The 18,587-nt window shown below is 52.3% G+C and carries 15 protein-coding genes and 2 tRNA genes; 6 read left to right on the forward strand and 11 right to left on the reverse strand.

Annotated elements, in window-relative coordinates; genetic code table 11:
- Window positions 1-125: 125 nt before the first annotated feature.
- The 4 genes from ACVBEF_RS02995 (at window position 126) to ACVBEF_RS03010 (ending at window position 4,792) form a co-directional block, all read left to right on the forward strand.
- Window positions 126-202 (forward strand) — tRNA-Arg (locus ACVBEF_RS02995).
- Between the two features lie 622 nt (window positions 203-824).
- Window positions 825-2,270 (forward strand): carbohydrate porin, encoded by a 1,446-nt coding sequence (locus ACVBEF_RS03000; RefSeq protein ID WP_447122461.1) that lies wholly within the window; start codon window positions 825-827, stop codon window positions 2,268-2,270.
- A 20-nt stretch (window positions 2,271-2,290) separates the two neighbouring features.
- Window positions 2,291-3,499 carry a hypothetical protein gene (locus ACVBEF_RS03005; protein WP_447122462.1) on the forward strand — a complete coding sequence of 403 codons (1,209 nt, stop codon included), beginning with the start codon at window positions 2,291-2,293 and terminating at the stop codon, window positions 3,497-3,499.
- A gap of 9 nt (window positions 3,500-3,508) precedes the next feature.
- Window positions 3,509-4,792, forward strand: coding sequence for a Dyp-type peroxidase (locus tag ACVBEF_RS03010; RefSeq protein WP_447122463.1), 1,284 nt, complete (start codon window positions 3,509-3,511; stop codon window positions 4,790-4,792).
- 40 nt (window positions 4,793-4,832) lie between these two features.
- On the opposite strand, the gene ACVBEF_RS03015 is transcribed toward ACVBEF_RS03010, so the two are convergent.
- The 9 genes from ACVBEF_RS03015 to ACVBEF_RS03055 all read right to left on the reverse strand — a co-directional run bounded on the left by ACVBEF_RS03015 (window position 4,833) and on the right by ACVBEF_RS03055 (window position 14,791).
- Window positions 4,833-5,594, reverse strand: a complete 762-nt coding sequence (locus tag ACVBEF_RS03015) for a YdcF family protein (RefSeq protein WP_447122464.1) — start codon at window positions 5,592-5,594, stop codon at window positions 4,833-4,835.
- Window positions 5,595-5,773: 179 nt separating this feature from the next.
- On the reverse strand, window positions 5,774-7,240 hold the full coding sequence (xylB, locus tag ACVBEF_RS03020) for a xylulokinase (RefSeq protein WP_447122465.1): 1,467 nt from the start codon (window positions 7,238-7,240) through the stop codon (window positions 5,774-5,776).
- A gap of 24 nt (window positions 7,241-7,264) precedes the next feature.
- Complete coding sequence (locus ACVBEF_RS03025; RefSeq protein ID WP_447122466.1) at window positions 7,265-8,149, reverse strand: helix-turn-helix domain-containing protein; 885 nt, start codon at window positions 8,147-8,149, stop codon at window positions 7,265-7,267.
- 46 nt (window positions 8,150-8,195) lie between these two features.
- Window positions 8,196-8,987: an L-iditol 2-dehydrogenase gene (locus tag ACVBEF_RS03030; RefSeq protein WP_447122467.1), complete on the reverse strand. Its 792-nt coding sequence runs from the start codon at window positions 8,985-8,987 to the stop codon at window positions 8,196-8,198.
- Window positions 8,987-10,396 (reverse strand): D-arabinitol 4-dehydrogenase, encoded by a 1,410-nt coding sequence (gene dalD, locus ACVBEF_RS03035; protein WP_447122468.1) that lies wholly within the window; start codon window positions 10,394-10,396, stop codon window positions 8,987-8,989. Before dalD ends, ACVBEF_RS03030 begins: the two co-directional genes overlap by 1 nt.
- Entirely contained in the window at window positions 10,380-11,414 is a 1,035-nt protein-coding gene (locus tag ACVBEF_RS03040; RefSeq protein ID WP_447122469.1) for an ABC transporter ATP-binding protein, read from the reverse strand. The genes dalD and ACVBEF_RS03040 overlap by 17 nt, the downstream gene beginning before the upstream one ends.
- A gap of 20 nt (window positions 11,415-11,434) precedes the next feature.
- Window positions 11,435-12,307 carry a carbohydrate ABC transporter permease gene (locus tag ACVBEF_RS03045; RefSeq protein WP_447122470.1) on the reverse strand — a complete coding sequence of 291 codons (873 nt, stop codon included), beginning with the start codon at window positions 12,305-12,307 and terminating at the stop codon, window positions 11,435-11,437.
- A gap of 9 nt (window positions 12,308-12,316) precedes the next feature.
- Complete coding sequence (locus ACVBEF_RS03050; protein WP_447122471.1) at window positions 12,317-13,177, reverse strand: carbohydrate ABC transporter permease; 861 nt, start codon at window positions 13,175-13,177, stop codon at window positions 12,317-12,319.
- A gap of 291 nt (window positions 13,178-13,468) precedes the next feature.
- Window positions 13,469-14,791, reverse strand: coding sequence for an ABC transporter substrate-binding protein (locus ACVBEF_RS03055; RefSeq protein ID WP_447122472.1), 1,323 nt, complete (start codon window positions 14,789-14,791; stop codon window positions 13,469-13,471).
- A 268-nt stretch (window positions 14,792-15,059) separates the two neighbouring features.
- Here ACVBEF_RS03055 and ACVBEF_RS03060 point away from each other — a divergent pair, with 268 nt between their 5' ends.
- Window positions 15,060-15,536, forward strand: a complete 477-nt coding sequence (locus ACVBEF_RS03060) for a DUF4188 domain-containing protein (protein WP_447122473.1) — start codon at window positions 15,060-15,062, stop codon at window positions 15,534-15,536.
- Window positions 15,537-15,720: 184 nt separating this feature from the next.
- Window positions 15,721-15,797: transfer RNA gene (locus ACVBEF_RS03065), tRNA-Pro, on the forward strand.
- A gap of 197 nt (window positions 15,798-15,994) precedes the next feature.
- Here the strand turns inward: ACVBEF_RS03065 and ACVBEF_RS03070 are convergent.
- Window positions 15,995-17,350, reverse strand: coding sequence for a DEAD/DEAH box helicase (locus ACVBEF_RS03070; protein WP_447122474.1), 1,356 nt, complete (start codon window positions 17,348-17,350; stop codon window positions 15,995-15,997).
- A gap of 316 nt (window positions 17,351-17,666) precedes the next feature.
- The gene (locus ACVBEF_RS03075) at window positions 17,667-18,479 is read right to left on the reverse strand and encodes an inositol monophosphatase family protein (protein ID WP_447122475.1); all 813 of its coding nucleotides are present in this window, start codon (window positions 18,477-18,479) and stop codon (window positions 17,667-17,669) included.
- Window positions 18,480-18,587 lie beyond the last annotated feature (108 nt).

Genomic DNA, 18,587 nt, shown 5'->3' on the forward strand with positions numbered 1-18,587 from the left:
CTTAGGACAGCCCGCTTTTCCAATTGGAAGCATCAAAGCAAACGAGAAAATCGTCATGTAAATATGCATTAAAAGTATGTATTTTTATTGTTGTACTGTTGTTGAAATCATTGAAATCCGTCTACGCGTCGGTAGCTCAGCTGGATAGAGCAATGCCCTTCTAAGGCATGGGTCGGGGGTTCGAGCCCCTCCCGACGCACCACTCTCGCATTACTCTTCTAAATAATAATCACGTTATTTATGATGTTGGTAAACACCACATCGTCAGTTTGTCTTTTCATTTCCATCTTTCTTCAAATATTATTTTTCTCGTTGAGAAATGCTTAAACGCAGTCGTATCGTTGCTCGCCCCCGCGATCCAATGAAGAGAAATATTTTGATACCAATTACCGTTATTTTTCCGAAAATCTTTGCTATCGCATTCGACAATAAATCTGATATCTGTCGTTATCCTGCCACATCTCAATAGCACCAAATATTGGTTTTTAGCTTATGTTTCGTGCTAGTTCCCCTTAGATGCAATTCGTTACAACATTCCAATTACAGAGAATAGTAATGCGAAGTATTCTTATTTACACTTTAATTTATGGGTGTTTAATATCGATTCAGGTCCATCCCGGACTGATTGCATAGCGACCAGGAAAGCCTTACGTAATGAGGAAATTACGCAACGCTGCGTCTGCTAAGAGTAGGTCCCACTGATCTGTCCCAAGTCCCACACGGAAAGTTGCTTGCATATGATTTACAGCAGTGAAATAGCTACTTCCCCTTCTGTAGTTAACCCTGTTGCATCGTTTAAGCTGGTCTCTGTTAGCCGATTTTTGATGAATCTCAGTTACGCCATCGCGGTATTGACGGCGTCGTCAGGTGCAGCACATGCCGCGCCGCCACCAATATCGATACCCGCAAGCGCCGATGAAACCTTGGCAGGTCCAGATGCGTCCGACGGTCCGTTAGGATTTCTCAATAGTATTGGCCGCAGCAACACATTGCTGGGCAATATGTGGGGCTTACGCACGGTGTTGAGCAGCCGCGGTATTTCACTGACGGTACAGGAGACTAGCGAGTATCTGGGCAATACCACTGGCGGATCTAAAAAAGGTTTTGTGTATGACGGTCTGACGCAAGCAGTGATGCAGGTCAATACACAGCGGGCATTCGGTCTGTACGGCGGCTTGTTTAATATCAGCGGCCTGCAAATTCACGGAAATAATTTAAGTGCGAGTAACCTGCAAAGCTTGCAAACGGCGAGCGGCATTGAGTCCGATCGCGCAACGCGGCTGTGGGAACTCTGGTACGACCAAAAATTCCTCGATGAAGATCGCCTCGATATCAAAGTCGGGCAACAGAGTCTCGATCAGGAATTTATGGTCAGCACCAACGCCTTGTATTTCGTCAACACCATGTTCGGCTGGCCAATGTTGCCATCGGCAGACTTGCCGGGCGGCGGTCCGGCCTATCCGTTGTCAGCGCTCGGTGGTCGTATCAGCGTGCGTCCGGTGGATGGCGTGACCATACTTGCAGGCGTATTTAACGGCAGTCCGGTCTCGAACAATAATGGCGACCCGCAATTGCAAAATCGCCATGGCACCAGCTTCCCTCTTGGTAACGGCACGATGGCTATCATTGAGGCGCAATTTTCCTATCCGGCAGTCGGCAGCATGGTGCAAGCAGGAGAGTCACCGCCGCTCGGGTGGACTTATCGCATCGGTGCCTGGTACAACAGCCAGTCGTTTGCAGATCAACAGTTGAGTCAAGACGGCCTGTCGTTAGCGGACACCAACAGTAACGGTCAGCCGCGTCAGCATCGTGGCGACTATGCGATCTATGCCGTTGCCGATCATTTAGTCTGGCGCAACCAGCGCGATCCTAATCGTACTGTGGCTTTGTTTGCACGCATCATGGGCACGCCGTTAAGCGACCGCAACGTGATCGATTTCAGTCTCAACGCCGGGCTGATTTTCCACAGTCCATTCATCTATCGGACAACCGATACCTTCGGCCTTGGCGTCGGTTATGCCCATGTCAGCAAAAAAACCGCTGCGTTGGATCGTGCGAATAATCTCTACAACGGCACCAGCGACCCGGTCCGTAGTAGCGAATCCTTCGTCGAAATGACCTATCAATATCAAGTCACACCGTGGCTGCAATTGCAGCCCGATATCCAGTATGTTTTCAACCCGGGGGCAGGCGTCGTCAATCAGTACGATCCACTGCGTCGGGTCAAGAATGAATTGGTCCTCGGCTTGCGCACCAATATTTCTTTTTGACAGAATCGACTACAGACTTTATGAAAATTCATCAACTACACGACACGCCGATTTTTGTTAGTAGCCAATATCGGCCAGCCCCTGGCGTCGTCAAAGCGATTAGTTGGCTCGCGGTTCTGCTCAGTCTCAGCATGGCCTATATGGCTTGCGCTGCAGCGGCCGAACCCAAAGGGATGCTAGAAACCATCCACCGCCACAAAATACTGACCTCCACCATTCCCGATAATGGCGATGTCAATCCCTACGCGATTGTGGTCGCTCCAGCCTCGGTCGGAAAGATTGAAAAAGGCGACGTGCTGGTCGATAACTTCAACAATATTTCGAATCTGCAAGGCACCGGTACCACCATCATCAGCTATCGCCCGAGCACCAGGCAGACCACACTGTTTGCGCAAGTCCCGCAAAACCTCAAGGACTGCCCGGGTGGCGTTGGACTGACTACCGCCATGACGATGCTAAAAAGCGGCTGGGTGATCGTCGGCAGCACTCCCAGCACCGACGGCACTACCCGCACCAAAGGCGATGGTTGTTTGTTAGTTTTCGATGCCAACGGTCAGCACGTCGCGACCTGGTCCGGCCCGACCATCAACGGCCCGTGGGGCAATATGGTCACCGTTGATCATGGTGACAGCGCGACCTTATTTATCAGCATGGCTGGCTTCGACATCCCCGGCCCTGAAGTGGTGGACCCGGCTACGCACTATCCAGTCACCATACGCAAAGCGACTGTATTACGCCTTGAACTGGCGATTCCAGAAGGCAAGCCGCCTGTGTTGCAGAGTCAAACGGTGGTGGGCGATGGCTTTGCGCAACGTGCCGATCGCGATAACTTTCTGTTTGGACCGACCGGGTTAGCGCTGGGTAGTGACGATACGCTGTACGTCACTGACGGTTTGGATAACGAGATTACCGCCATTTCAGAAGCCAGCACCCGCACCACCAGCGCTCAAAAAGGCCGACTTGTAACCAAAGATGGACTGCTCGGATGGCCATTGGCGATGGTGATGACCCCCGCCGGACATTTGGTGGTCGCCAACGGCAAAAACGGTCAGGCAGTAGAAATCGATCCTATCTCTGGCAAGCAAATCTACGCCCACTGGCTAGACTCCAATCAGGCCCAGTCGCCGCCCGGCAATGGCGACTTGTTTGGACTAGCACTAACCCCGGATAACACCGGTATTTATTACGTTGAAGATGACGTGAATGCTTTGGTGTTAGGTTCACCTTAAAGGTATCGAGTGAGCAATAAGAACAACACCAACCACAGCCCGACCCGGCGTCGATTTCTGACCCGGACCGCGCTGGTCGCGGCGGCAGCCCCGGTTGCCACTACTACGCTAGCGTCAACTCTGTCCAAAACTGCGCCAGCGCCAGTACCGACCGAGCCTTTTTTTGGCAAATATCAGGCCGGTATTGCCACGCCCATGCAGCGTCATAGTTATTTCATGTCCTTCGATGTGATTGCCACCAAGCGCGAAGAATTGATCGCCTTGCTACGCACCTGGACCGATGCCGCAGCGGCAATGACGCGCGGTCCTGTGCAAGGCAATCCCAACGCAAAGACAGACGCCGATAGCATTCCAACCGATTCAGGCGATATTGTGGGACTGCCAGCGGCACGTCTGACGATTACGTTCGGCTTTGGCCCGAGTTTGTTCGAAAGCGAAGGCAATGATCGCTTTGGCATCGCCAAACAACGTCCCGCAGCGCTGGCCGACTTGCCGCGCTTTACCGGCGATCAGTTGATTGCTGAACATACCGGCGGCGATATTTCAATACAAGCCTGCGCCGACGATCTGCAGGTGGCAGAGCATGCCATCCGCCGTTTAGTCGGCCTCGCTTACGGCATTGCTAATATTCGCTGGGCGCAAATTGGATTTTCACCGGGCACTAAAACCGGCGAAACACCACGTAATCAAATGGGCTTTAAAGACGGTACCATGAATGTCCCGGCCCAAAATCCTGCCGCCATGAAACTGTTTGTCTGGGTCGGCGACGAAGGCCCGCGCTGGATGCAAGACGGGACATATATGGTCATCCGCCCGACCCGGATTGCGTTGGAACACTGGGATCGGATGAAATTAAGTTTTCAGGAAGAAACGGTGGGACGGCATAAATATTCCGGCGCACCGATAGGCAAACAGCATGAATTCGATCCCCTTGATCTGGACGCCACTGATAAGGACGGTAATCTCCTCATTGCCGAGAATTCGCATGCAAGATTAGCCGCGCCGCAGAGTAACGACGGCGCTCAAATTCTGCGCCGAGCCTACGCCTACGATAACGGCGTAGCGAAGATCGCGGAACGCTGGCCGCCGTGGCATCAGGCAATGACGTTTGATGCTGGCTTGCTATTTCAATGCTATCAGCGCGATCCTCGCACCGGCTTCACGAAGATTTTTGAAAATATGGCGAAGTTCGACATGTTGAATCAATTCACGACCCATATCGGGAGTGGGTTGTTCGCCTGTCCGCCTGGCGCTAAACCGGGTGAGTTTATCGGTCAGCAATTGTTCGTTTAACGCAGTTAGCGGTTGCTTTGGTAACCGCTAACCGGTCAGATTACAACGCGCCAGGTTGCGTTGCCGGGCTATTCCATCCAAGTCGGTTATAAATCTGATTGCGCACAATACCGATGTATTCATGCAGCGCCACATCGGTGACGAAAAAGTTATAACTAGTCGGCAGCATTGCAGTTTTGGCCGACAAATAATCCGCACGCACCGGTATCGCCATCACGCCAGCCTGTGCAAAATACCGCAAACTTCTTCCCATATGTAGCCCCGACGTCACCAGCAATACGGTATCGATGTTGCGCTCTTTCAGTAACGGCCCGGTCAATTGTGCGTTTTGCCAGGTATTCATACTGCTACTTTCCAGCAACAGGTCGGTCTGCGCCACGCCCAACGTTTGCAGATACGCGCCATACACCGCGGCTTCCGAGATGCCGTGACGCTGAGGATCGCCGCCGCTCACAATCACGGTGCAGTGCGCGCCAGTTTGCTTACATACGCCGTACATTGCGGCAGTTTTGGCGACACGACCGTAGGCGAATGCGCCGACTTCAATACTTTCTGTCAGCGGCAACTTTTCAGTCCCTGCGCCTAACAAAACGATGGCATTTTGTTTACCCCAATGAATCGGGGAGGGCGTTGCATACGGCGACTGCACGTACGTTAATAACCAAGTCGGGGCCAAGCCGCATCCGATGAAGATGAACAGCAGAAAGGTCGCAAGGTAAAGCGTGCGGCTAAACCACGTCCATTGAATGAGTCTGAACCCGGTCGCAATGACGATGAGTACAAATAGAAGAATGAGTGTCATGTATTTACCTTCCTGAAGGACGTTAATCAATATGGGTATTGTTTTTTGGCAATATTCTATATCGCGTTAAGATCGTTCACGCTTTTTATTCTTTCAGAGTCAGTAAACGCAAATGGCGATCTGCACTTTGAAAGTGAGACCGCTCATTTTTGATGAAAATAAATCCCACAAACCACTAATTAGAGCATCGCGAACTCTGGTTTTAGCGTCGCGTACAGCCGCCGATAACGCGCAAGACGCTGCGGTAATAACGCACTCAATGCCGCATCGGGCGCGATCTCCTCAGCGATAGGCGGCATCGTGCAAACGCTTTCAGCCGACTCCCCCGTCACAGCAAGTCGCGCCAACCGTGCCGCTCCGTAAGCTCCGCCAAAATCGCCATCTTTATGACGCAGCAAAGTAATTCCGGTCGCCGATGCAATCAATCGTGCCCAGAAGCGGCTGCGCGAACCGCCGCCGACAAACGACGCGTGCGTCACCACCGTGCCGGTCGAACGCAAGGCTTCGTAACCATCGGCCATCGCAAAGGCGACGCCTTCCATGACGCTATACGCCAACGCCGCACGGTCGGTCGTGCCACGCATGCCGAAGAAAACACCGGATGCTTGTGCATCATTGTGAGGAGTGCGCTCGCCGCTCAGATACGGTAAGAAAATCGGTGCCTGCACCGGATCGGCGGTTTCCGCCAGTTGTGCCAGTGTGCTTGCATCTTCTGTTTGCGTCAGGCGTGCGGCCCATGCCAGACTAGACGCTGCCGACAAAATGACGCTCATTTGATGCCAGCGTTGCGGCAGACAATGGCAAAACGCATGCACGGCTTGCTCGGGATTGGGCATATAGCGGTCGTTGCAGACAAACAAAACGCCAGACGTGCCGAGCGACAAAAATGCATTACCGGGTGCAATCGCACCGATGCCAATGGCGGTTGCCGCATTGTCGCCAGCGCCACCGGCGACCATCACCGGATTGCTCAAGCCCCAGTCATTGGCCAGAGCGCTGCGTAATTGCCCGGCAATCTGCGTACCCTCGATCAGCCGCGGCATATTGTCGCGGCTCAGCCCGGTGGCGGCCAGCATCACATCAGACCAATCCCGGTTTGCTACATCGAGCCACAAAGTCCCGGCTGCGTCCGACATATCGGAGGTGAACTCACCGATCAACAGATGCGCAATGTAATCCTTGGGCAGCAGCACTTTGTCGATTTTTTCAAATAGCGCCGGTTCATTTTTTCGTAGCCAAAGTAGTTTCGGAGCGGTAAAGCCGGGCATGGCCAGATTGCCGGTAATGGCGCGGCTCTCTGGTACCAGCGCTTCCAGTTCCAGGCACTCAGCATGGGCGCGCGTGTCGTTCCAAAGGATGGCCGGACGCAACACCTTGTGCGCGCTATCGAGCAGCGTAGCGCCATGCATCTGGCCCGATAAACCGATCCCGCGCAGCATGGCAAAAGTTGCCGGAGCAGCAGCGCGAACCTGACCGATCGCTTCCAGCGTGGCCCGCCACCAATCCTCAGGGTTTTGCTCTGACCAGAGCGGATGCGGATTGGACGCATTGAGCTTGATGCTCGCCGTCGCTAAAATCTGTTGCGCAGCATCAACCAGCGTGGCTTTTACTTCCGATGTGCCTAAATCGATTCCGAGATATGTCATTATTTTTTTCTGTAAAAAACCGTGTTATTCGCCACCGAATCGTGCTTCGGACTGCGCCCTGAATTCTTTCGGCGTGATGCCTTTTATATCCAAAAACCGACGATTAAAATTTGCCACGTTATTGAACCCGACTTCATAGCAAATATTGGTCACGTATTGATCTGAATTCATCAGCAACTGACAAGCTTTATTGACCCGAATCTGGTTCACAAAGTCAGTAAAACTATTACCCGTTGCTTTGCGAAAAAATCGTGAAAATTTGGCCGGTGACATATTCAATCTGGTCGCCAGTAAATCGGCAGAAATCGGCGTACGGTAATGCTCGGTGATGTAATTGAAGACCGTATTAATTTGCGCTAACGACGCATCGTCCTCAAACGATTGCATTTGCGAACTTGATAGCAGGCGATAAGTATTATTTTTCGCCAGCACGCCCAGCAAGTTTAAAAATTCGGCAAAGCGATTGACATCTTTTGCATCGCGGATACGATAAAAATCCTGCTCTGCCTGTTCGCTGATGTTGAAGAATTCAATGCCGTATTTGGCCCGTTCCAGCAGCGGCATGATTTCGCGCATTTCCGGAATATATTTGGCCGCCAATTCCAGCGGTGCGTGCGCAAACTGGATCGCCATATCGCGTGCATGGATACCTTCTTTAGGCACGTCGGTCGAAATCCAGTTATGCGGCAAACGCGGCCCGGTGAGGACCAGATTGCCGGGGCCGAATTCGCCGATATAGTCGCCTACGAACAGTTTTCCACTACTTTTGATAATGAAATGCAATTCGTAGACATCGTGGTAATGCCAGCGGATCAAAGGGTGCGGCACGCCATGTTCCAGAAACCGCAGAAATTCATTGAACTCGTGGTATTCAAGCTCGGGCGTGCGCAGGGGAAGTTTAGTAGCCAAGATCGTCTCTTCTATTGTGAATCCAAGAGTCAGGCAGACTCCCGCATTAACTCATTACATTACCGCCATCGACATTGAGCGTCTGGGCCGTAATATACGCAGATTCTGCACTGGCAAGAAAAATAGCTGCGCCAGCGACTTCATCCGGATGGCCCATGCGGCCTAGCGGCACGGCTTTACCGACGGCGATTTTTTTCTCACCCGGTTGCAACCCTTCATAGCGCGCAAACAAACTATCAACATGGGCCCACATCGGCGTGTCAACGACGCCCGGTGAAATGGCGTTGATACGGATGCCATGCGGAGCCATCGCCAGTGCTGCTGATTGGGTATAGCTGATCACAGCGGCTTTGGTCGCGCAATAGTGCGCAACTAACGCCTCGCCCCGACGTCCGGCTTGCGAGGCCATATTGATGATCGCGCCACGCGTGCCGCTGCTGACCATTTGCGCCAGCACTTTTTGCATGGTGAAGAACATCCCTTTGACGTTGACATCAAACATGCGCTGATACATGGTCTCGTCGCACTCGAGCAATGGAGCCATATCAAATATGGCAGCATTGTTAAAGAGAACATCGACCGGACCAAAGGCATGACTGGCCTGCTCAATGAGTGCTGCCACAGAGGCCGACTGGGTCACATCGGTCGGCACGTAGATCAGCGTATCTGGATGGCGCGCCATCAATGCCGCCAATTCTGTCGATGGAACAGCCGCGATATCGGCGACGCTACAACGCGCACCTTCATTCAGATACGCCGCCGCAACAGCTAAGCCGATACCACCATTTGCGCCAGTCAGGATGGCGTGTTTGTCTTGCAAGCGAGTCAGGCTGGTCATTACATAGTTCCTTTGAGTGAGAGGTAGACCCGGCGAATGGTCGCCTCAAGCGTTGGGTTGCCAGCGAGTGCGCCCCACAAAATGGCGCAAGCGCAAAAAGCCTGCACGCTGTCGACAGCGCTCAGAATGCCCTGGACCACGGCCACATCCATGGCCTGATCTCTATAAATAAACGCGATTTTTCCAGCAGCGCGGTGTTCCAGAAAATGCAGAAACAACGCAGGCAGCACGGCTGTGCTGTCAAACGGTTGCTGGACAGCTAGCCGCTCGGCGATAGTCGGCGCAATAAATCCGGGTATTTTGGCAAAGCCGTCGGCAGCAACGCGTTCGATGGTGTCTTTGATATACGGATTACTAAAGCGGTCCAATACCGTATCGCGATACTGTGCCAGATCAACGATGCTCGGCGACAAGCAAGGAATCACATCATCGGTGACGTAGGCTCTGCTCATTTTCTCGATGGCTTTGTCGGCTAATGCTTCATCGATGGTGTGGTAGCCCTTGATCGCTCCAGCCCATGAGATGCAGCTATGAGTGGCATTGAGGATGCGGATTTTTGCTTCTTCGTAGGGCAAGACGGAAGACGTCATTTCGACGCCGACTTTTTCCCATGCCGGGCGACCATTACAGAAATGATCTTCCAGCACCCATTGGCAGAAATCCTCGCCCATGATGGCGCAGGGATCATCGATACCGGTGGCGGCTAGTACGCGGCCTCGTACTTCGGCTGGCGGTTTAGGCGTGATGCGGTCCACCATGCCGTTAGGGCAGGTGGTGTTTTCTTTGACCCAAAGCAGTAATCCAGCGTCACCACGACGTTCCAGAAAATCGATCAGACCGGTTCTGAAATGATCGCCGTTGCTGCGGATGTTATCGCAGCACAGCAGCGTGACCGGACCGGCATCGTCGGCCATTCTGGCGCGCAAGATGTTGCCTATCGCGCCGTAAATCGTCAATGGCGTACCTTGCTTCAGATCGGAGTGCAAATCGGTAAAAGTGTCATCGAGTTGCTGATGCTCATTGAGGTAATAACCGGCTTCGGTGACGGTAAAGGAAATGATGCGCGTGTCCGGATGTCGGCCCGTTGCAATGACCGCATCCAATGCTGGCGTCCACGGCAGGATTTCGCTGATGGCGCGTATCCGTTCGTAAGAAAAGACGCCCGCCGGGGTCACGGTTTCTAGTGTGTATTGCCCGCCTTGTGCGCTCAGATCGCTTAACAGTTGAGGCATGTCCGGGCGGATATTACCGGCCGCCAGCGTCCATTTAGTGTCGCCACTGTCGATGATGCGATTGAGATACATAGCTTGATGCGCACGATGAAATGCGCCTAAGCCCAGATGCAAAATACGCTTGGTGGTTGCTGGATTGGTATGGGACATAAGACAGTTATCAGGTTGCTGTTGCATGAACTTTTCCTGCGCGATCAAAAATATGCATGTGTTGTGGATGTAAGAGCAGACTGACCCGGTCGCCGGGATTGAGTGCGCTGCGCTCATTGCGTCTGGCGACGATTTGCACGCCGTTTTCCATGGTCGAATAGATCAGCGTTTCTGCGCCCAGTGCTTCGACCACATCGACGGTAGCCTTGTAGCCCTCAGCCGACGCGCTGCCGAGTTCCACGTATTCCGGGCGAATGCCAACGAAGCCACCCTCCGGCAACGTCAAACCGGCAGGCGGATGCGGCAAGCCGGACAGCGGAATCACATTCATGCTCGGCGTGCCGATAAATTGGGCGACGAACTGATTGGCCGGGCGGTCGTAGAGTTCGAGTGGTGTGCCGACTTGTTCGATCAAACCGTCACGCAGAACCACGACGCGGTCTGCCAATGTCATCGCCTCAACTTGATCGTGCGTAACGTAAATGGTGGTCGCGCCCAGCTCTCGGTGCAGGCGGGCGATTTCGATGCGTGTTTGTCCGCGCAAGGCAGCATCCAGATTCGATAGCGGCTCATCGAACAAAAATACCTTAGGCGCACGCACGATGGCGCGGCCAATGGCGACGCGTTGACGCTGTCCGCCCGACAGTGCTTTGGGTGTGCGTTGCAGATACTCGGTCAGGTTCAGGATGCTGGCCGCTTTGTTGACCTTCTCCGCAATGATGGCCTTATCGACGCCAGCCAGTTTTAATGCAAATGACATGTTTTCAAACACGGTCATGTGCGGATACAGCGCATACGATTGAAACACCATCGCCAGATCGCGCTTGGAGGAGGGCAGGTTGGTGATGTCTTTGCCGTCCAGTGTCAGGCTGCCGCCATTGACCGGCTCCAGACCGGCGATCAGGCGTAGCAGGGTCGATTTGCCGCAACCGGAAGGGCCGACAAAGACGACGAATTCGCCTTTCTGAATTTCCAGATTAATGCCTTTAATGGCGTGGTGCGCGTCGAAATATTTATCGATTTTATTGAGTGTCAGGAATGCCATGATTGTGTCCTTAGAATTTTTTATTTGACCGCACCGAAGGTCAAGCCTTGCACCAATTGCTTCTGGCAGAACCAGCCAAAGACGATGATGGGCGCAATCGCCATCAAGGACGCAGCAGAGAGCTTGGACCAGAACAATCCTTCCGGGCTGGAATACGAAGCGATCAGCGACGCCAGCGTGCCGGCATTGGCTGCGCCCAGATTGAGCGACCAGAACGATTCGTTCCAGGACAGCACCAGACACAGCAAGGCGGTTGACGCCAGACCGCCCAGGCCCAAAGGCATGACGACGTAGCGGAACTCCTTCAAGATACTGGCACCGTCCATGCGTGCTGCTTCTAAAATTTCACGCGGGATTTCTTTGAAATACGAATACAGCATCCAGACCATGATAGGCAGGTTGGAAAACGTAAAAATGAGCGTGATACCCCAACGCGTATCGAGCAGGCCGAATTTTTGATACAGCACATAAATTGGCACTAGCACGCCAACTGCTGGCAGCATCTTGGTCGATAACATCCAGACCAAAATATCTTTAGAGCGCTTGGTCGGCGAGAACGCCATCGAATACGCCGCCGGTGCTGCAATGAGCAAACCAAGAATGGTCGAGCCGACGCTGGTAATGATCGAGTTCATCGCGTAGAGCAGGTAATTGCTGCGTGCCTGGACTTCGACGAAGTTCTCCAGTGTGGGTGAAAAGAACAGTTGCGCCGGTACGGCGATAGCCTGTAATTCCGTTTTAAATGCGGTTAATCCCAGCCAGAAAATCGGGAAAAACAGCAGTAAAGCCAGCACCCACGCCAGTCCTGAACGACCAATCAGGGCCAGTTTGAAGGCGGTGGTTTGCGTTACTTTCGGGACCGCAGGGGTTGCCGTTTTAGTGATTGTTTGCATGTCCGTCTCCTATTTTTCTAAGTTTTTGCCGATTAAGCGGATGAAGAAAATCGCAGCAATATTCGCCAGCAACACCGCAAACAAACCGCCAGCCGAGGCCACGCCGACATCAAAACTCGCCAGCGCTTGTCTGAAGATCAGGAAGGCGACGTTCGTGGTCTCGAAACCCGGACCGCCGCCGGTGGTGGTAAATATTTCCGCAAATACCGACAGCAGAAAAATCATCTCAATCATGATCACAACCGCAATTGAGCGTCCCAAATGCGGGATGTACAGATAGCGCAACTGTTGCAGATAGTTAGCGCCATCCATGCGTGCTGCTTCGAGTTGTTCGCGGTCCATCGATTGCAGGGCAGTCATAAAGATCAGACAGGCGAACGGCAGCCATTGCCAGGCGATCATCAAAATGATGGAGAACAGCGGGTATTCGGAGAGCCAGTCGATCGGCGTAAAACCCAGAAAATGACTGATCTGCGCAAACAGGCCGTAGATCGGATTCATCATCATGTTTTTCCACATCAGCGCGTTCACCGCTGGCATGACGAAGAAGGGCGACACCAGCAAGATGCGAACAAAGGCGCGGCCCGGGAATGGCTCGTTGATGAGTAACGCTAAACCAATACCGACCACCACCGTGATGCCCATCACTGAAAACAGGAGGACTAAGGTATTTTTTACCGCAGGCAAAAACGCCTCGTCGGTAAAGAAGTAAACATAATTATCAATCCCGGCAAACGCATGCGCGCCCGGTTCAAGCAGGTTGTAACGTAATAGGGAAAAATAAATCGTCATGACCAGCGGGACGATCATCCAGACGAACAGGGTCGCCATCGCAGGCGTAAGCAGCAACCGCGCTGTGAGTCGTTTCATGGTGTACTCGGGTAGAAAGGGTAGGGAAGTCGGAAGCAGGCGTTGAATTGCTTTGCCTGCTTCCTGCGGGCTATCGATAAACGTTTAAATATTTTTAAAAGTTTATTAGGACGTATCGACATTTGAGCTTAAGAAACTCCCCGTTCGTACTGAGTAGCCCATAGGGCGTATCGAAGTAGTTGCATGCATCGGCACATCTTCGATACGGCACTTTGTGCCTACTCAGTCCGAACGGTCTTTATGGTGCTTCACAAACTTTATATGTCTATACACCCTGGCAGTACTACCAAATTACTTGTAATAACCAGCCTTGCGCATTTCACGGTCCGCCGCTTGCTGTGAGATTTCCAGCGCCTTGTCGACAGTAACCTTGCCCAGCAATGCTGCGCTCATTTGTTGACCGACAGCTGCACCAATCGACTGGAACTCTGGAATTGCTGCGAACTGCACACCGACGTACGGAGATTTTGGCAAGGTGCTGTTGTTAGGGTCAGCAGAGTAAATCGCTTTTTGCTCAGCAGCGGCAAATTTAGCAACCTTCTGGAACTCTGGATTGGCGTAAGTCGATTTGCGTGTACCAGTCGGAACATTTGCCCAACCAGTTTCTTTAGCGACCAAGGCAATATATTCTTTCGAGGTTGCCCAACGAATGAACTTCTGTGCCGCTTCAGCGTGCTTTGAGCTCTTCGGAATTGCCAGCGCCCATGACCATAACCAGTTCGCACCACGGTCAGTGACTGCAACCGGGGATTGGGCGAAAGCCACTTTGTCAGCGACTGTGCTTTGTTTAGGATCGGTAATGAAGGAAGCCGCGATCGTGGCGTCAATCCAGATACCGCATTTACCTTGATTAAACAAAGCCAAAATTTCGTTAAAGCTGTTTGACGATGATCCCGGAGGACCGTAGTTTTTCAACAGATCGACGTAAAAGTTAACCGCCTTCTTCCATGGTTCGCTGGTGAATTGCGGTTTCCATTGCATATCAAACAGTTGACCGCCAAACGAGTTAGCCATGGTCGTGATGAAGGCCATGTTATCGCCCCAGCCCGGCTTGCCGCGCAAGCAAATACCATAGACGCCATTCGCAGGATCGTTGATCTTAGCGGCGACTTCGCGGATGTGCTCCCATGTCGGACGATCTTCAATCGTCATCCCGGCCTTCTTCACCAGATCGGACCGATACATAATCATCGAGCTCTCGCCATAAAACGGCGCGGCGTACAGCGTTTTGCCAACCGACAATCCGGCGCGGATCGATGGCAGCAGATCGTCAACATCGTAAGCCGCATCCGGCTTAAGCGGAATCAGCCAATCTTTCTTGCCCCAGATCGGCGCTTCATACATACCAATCGTCATGACATCGAACTGACCGCTGCCGGTTGCTATATCGGTGGTCACACGTGAACGCAAGACCGCCTCTTCCAGGGTGACCCATTTCAGTTTGATATCAGGATTGTCTTGTTCGAAGAATTTACTCAGTTTAGCCATTTCGATCATGTGACCGTTATTGACTGTAGCGACGACCAGATCGGTAGCGGCGAATGCGTTACCTGCGAATGCTGCGAATGCTGCGAGTATGCCGAGGCACAACGCACTTTTAGCGATGAGTTTCATACTTGTTTGTCTCCGTTAGATTTATTTTTTGACTACAGAGTCGATACTAGCATTGGGTTTTAATACTCTCTGATACTTTGGGGTCAAACTTCGATACTATTTTTCGATTATTAATATCGGGATGGGGGGATTGGTGGTTTTTGGGAGGTATTCATATCTGTCAGCGGACAATGTGTTTAGTTTGGTACATCCTCGGCTTGAAGTTGACTGACGTCTCATTTTGGCTGGAGTATTGAATATTGTTATTTATTTACATTGGAATTTCTACATGATTCGTCCCGAACGACTAACTGCTGAAATGGATGGCGATTTTGTAGTCTTTATGATTGGCATGCGCATCAATAAAATATGGAAAATTCACAAATGGCTTCCGGTAGTGCGGGCGATGCCTCGCATGCTGCGAGAACTCATGACTACGCCAGACTCAGGCTTGTTGTCCTACGAAATGTGGTTCGGACGTACGACCATCATGGTGCAATATTGGCGTTCGACTGAGCAATTGCTTGACTACGCAACCAACAAAGATGCAGAGCATCTTCCGGCGTGGAAGACGTTTAACCAATTGGTAGGCACGGACGGCGATGTCGGTATCTGGCATGAAACATACAAAATTTCGCCAGGCGCATTCGAAAATGTGTATGTGAATATGCCAGCTTTCGGACTGGGCAATGCCGGAACCTTATATCCAGCGTCAGGCAAAAGATCTGGTGCCAGAGACCGATTTCGAAGCGATGGATTATCCTGATTACATGTTCGCGAACAGTGTACGAAATGCGAAAATACATTCGAGAGTTTTACTCGCATATTTTGGTTTTATCAGGCTAATCTAATGTTGTGTATGACCCTGTTTTACTTGATCCAATAATAATTTTCGGTAATTACAAAATTCTTTTGCCCACCACGATACTTCCGTGTACTATGCGGGTCTTCGGAGTGTAGCGCAGCCCGGTAGCGCACCTGGTTTGGGACCAGGGGGTCCAAGGTTCGAATCCTTGTACTCCGACCATATTGAACAAAAACGGCCTGTCTTTTGACAGGCCGTTTTTGTTTTTACGGTCATATTTTTCATCCCTAATTCAATCTGCAATTTAAGTGACTGTTGAAAATAAACAGACCGCTGTTTTTCTCGCCAAATAAAAAGGCCGCGCAATTTTCATATAGAAAATTGCGCGGCCTTTTTTTAAATCAACTTACACCAATCGCTTAACGACCCCGACCGCCTGAGCGATGCGGTGCAGCAGGACGTGGCTGCGAAGTGCCGCCACCGCTTCTGGCTGGACCTGTGTTCGGCTTGGCAGGCGCTTTGCCTGCTGTGCGTTGGCCTTGTGAACGACCGCCGCCTCCGCCACCACCACGATTGCCACCACCACCACCACCGCCAGCACTGCGCAGTTGTATCGGTTGTGCACGTGCATTTGGGTCCGGTTCGAAACCGGCGATGATCTCTTTTGGTAATTCGCGCTTGATGAGTTTTTCGATGTCTTTCAACATTTGATGTTCATCTACGCACACGAGTGAAACCGCTTCACCGGTTGCGCCTGCGCGGCCTGTGCGGCCGATGCGGTGGACGTAGTCTTCTGGAATGTTAGGCAAGTCGTAGTTGACGACGTGCGGCAGTTGATCGATGTCGATGCCGCGTGCTGCGATGTCGGTTGCGACTAAGACTTGCAAGCTGCCGTCTTTGAATTCAGCCAGGGCTTTGGTGCGTGCCGACTGGCTTTTGTTGCCGTGGATCGCCATGCCGGTGATGCCGTCTTTGCCGAGCTGCTCGACCAATTTGTTGGCACCGTGTTTGGTGCGGGTAAACACCAATACTTGCGGCCATGAATGGGTCTTGATGAGATGCGCTAACAAGGGATGCTTGCGATCACGATCAACGGGATGGATTTTTTGCTGGATGACTTCGACGGTCGAGTTGCGACGCGCGACTTCGATCATGGCCGGTGAGTTCAGCAAGTTGTCGGCGAGGATTTTGATGTCGTCTGAGAAGGTGGCTGAGAACAATAAGTTCTGGCGTTTTTTCGGCAGGACGGCGAGGATTTTTTTGATGTCGCGGATAAAGCCCATGTCGAGCATGCGGTCGGCTTCATCCAAAATCAAAATCTCGACATGCGTGAGATTGACAGTGCCTTGTTGCATGTGGTCAAGCAGACGGCCCGGTGTGCAGACCAGAATGTCGACGCCATGCTTGAGAATTTTGATTTGCGGGTTGATGCCGACACCGCCAAAAATAACGGCGGAAGTGAGTGGCAAATACTTGCCGTACAAACGCACGCTTTCTTCGACTTGCGCGGCGAGTTCACGCGTCGGGGTCAGGATCAGAGCGCGTATCGGGCGCTGGGAGCCGGTTGGGTTGGTCGATGAGGTGGATAAGCGGTGCAGCACTGGCAGCGTGAAGCCAGCTGTTTTGCCGGTGCCGGTCTGCGCGCCTGCGAGCAAATCGCCGCCGGCGAGCACGGCAGGAATTGCCTGTGCTTGAATGGGGGTAGGGGTGGTATAGCCGTGTTCAGTGACAGCACGAACGATGGCTTCGGACAGGCCGAGTTCAGAAAATAACATGGTGGCTTTATAGAAAAAATATCGGCCTGTCGCCGCAAGGGCGCCAGTCGCAGGCAAACGGATTGGAGAATTCAGGAGTTGGTTAGGTTTGAAGTGAGGCACGTACTGCGATTTGCGCTCAATCAACTTAGCTTCCTTGCGGCGGAATTTGACTGGTGAAGACCGCGCTGCCGGAGTATAGCAGCGATAAGTAAGGCCGCGTAAGCGTTTACACGTCGTTACATCTACTTGGCTTGGGATTTCAGGAATTGGTTTTAATACAAAACGGCACCCTATTTTTATAGGATGCCGTTTGATGTTTGTTACTCGCTACTTGTTACTTATTTGCGTAAGGCGATAAAAAGCTGACCAATTGCGCAAAAATTTTAGGATTGCCAGCCAGAATATCGCCCTTGTAGAGGTAATCGGATTCGCCCGAAAAGTCACCGACGATGCCGCCTGATTCCGTAATTAGCAATGTACCGGCAGCGATGTCCCAAGGCTTCAGACCTTTTTCAAAGAAGCCATCAAGGCGACCGGCGGCGACATAGGCCAGATCAAGTGCGGCTGAACCGGGACGGCGCAGACCGGCGCAGTTTTGGGTCATGACGCGGAACATTTTGATGTATTCGTCCATGACCGGGCCATCAGTGACGCGGAACGGGAAACCAGTGCCGATCAGACAGTCAGCCACGCGCACGCGCTTGCCGACGCGGATACGCTTGTCATTGAGATACGCACCAGCGCCTTTGATGGCGGTGAACATGTCGTTGCGGGTGGGGTCGTAAATAACGGCCTCGGTGATCTGGCCGCGATATTGTCGCGCAATGGATACGCAGTATTGGGGAAAACCGTGGATGAAATTGGTGGTGCCGTCTAGTGGGTCGATGATCCAGACGTTTTCGTTATCGTCGTGCAGATTGGCAGAGGCGCCGGACTCTTCGGCCAGAATCGCGTGATCCGGATAGGCATTCTTCAGAATGTCGATGATGGCGTCTTCGGCAGCGCGGTCGACTTGGGTGACGAAGTCGTTATGGGCTTTTTTGCCGACTTCAAGCAAATCGAGGTCAAAGGAAGCGCGAGAAATAACTGCGGCACCGCGACGGGCGGCCTTGATGGCCGTGTTGAGGAAGGGGCTATTCGGATGCATATCTGGATTCGGTTCCGTTAAAATGGCGGCACTGCGCTTGGGAGTCAGAGAGACTCCGACAACAAAACCACCTAAATTGTTAATAATGAGCGATGCAGGCTGTCTTTG

The organism is Glaciimonas sp. GG7 (genome assembly GCF_052976905.1).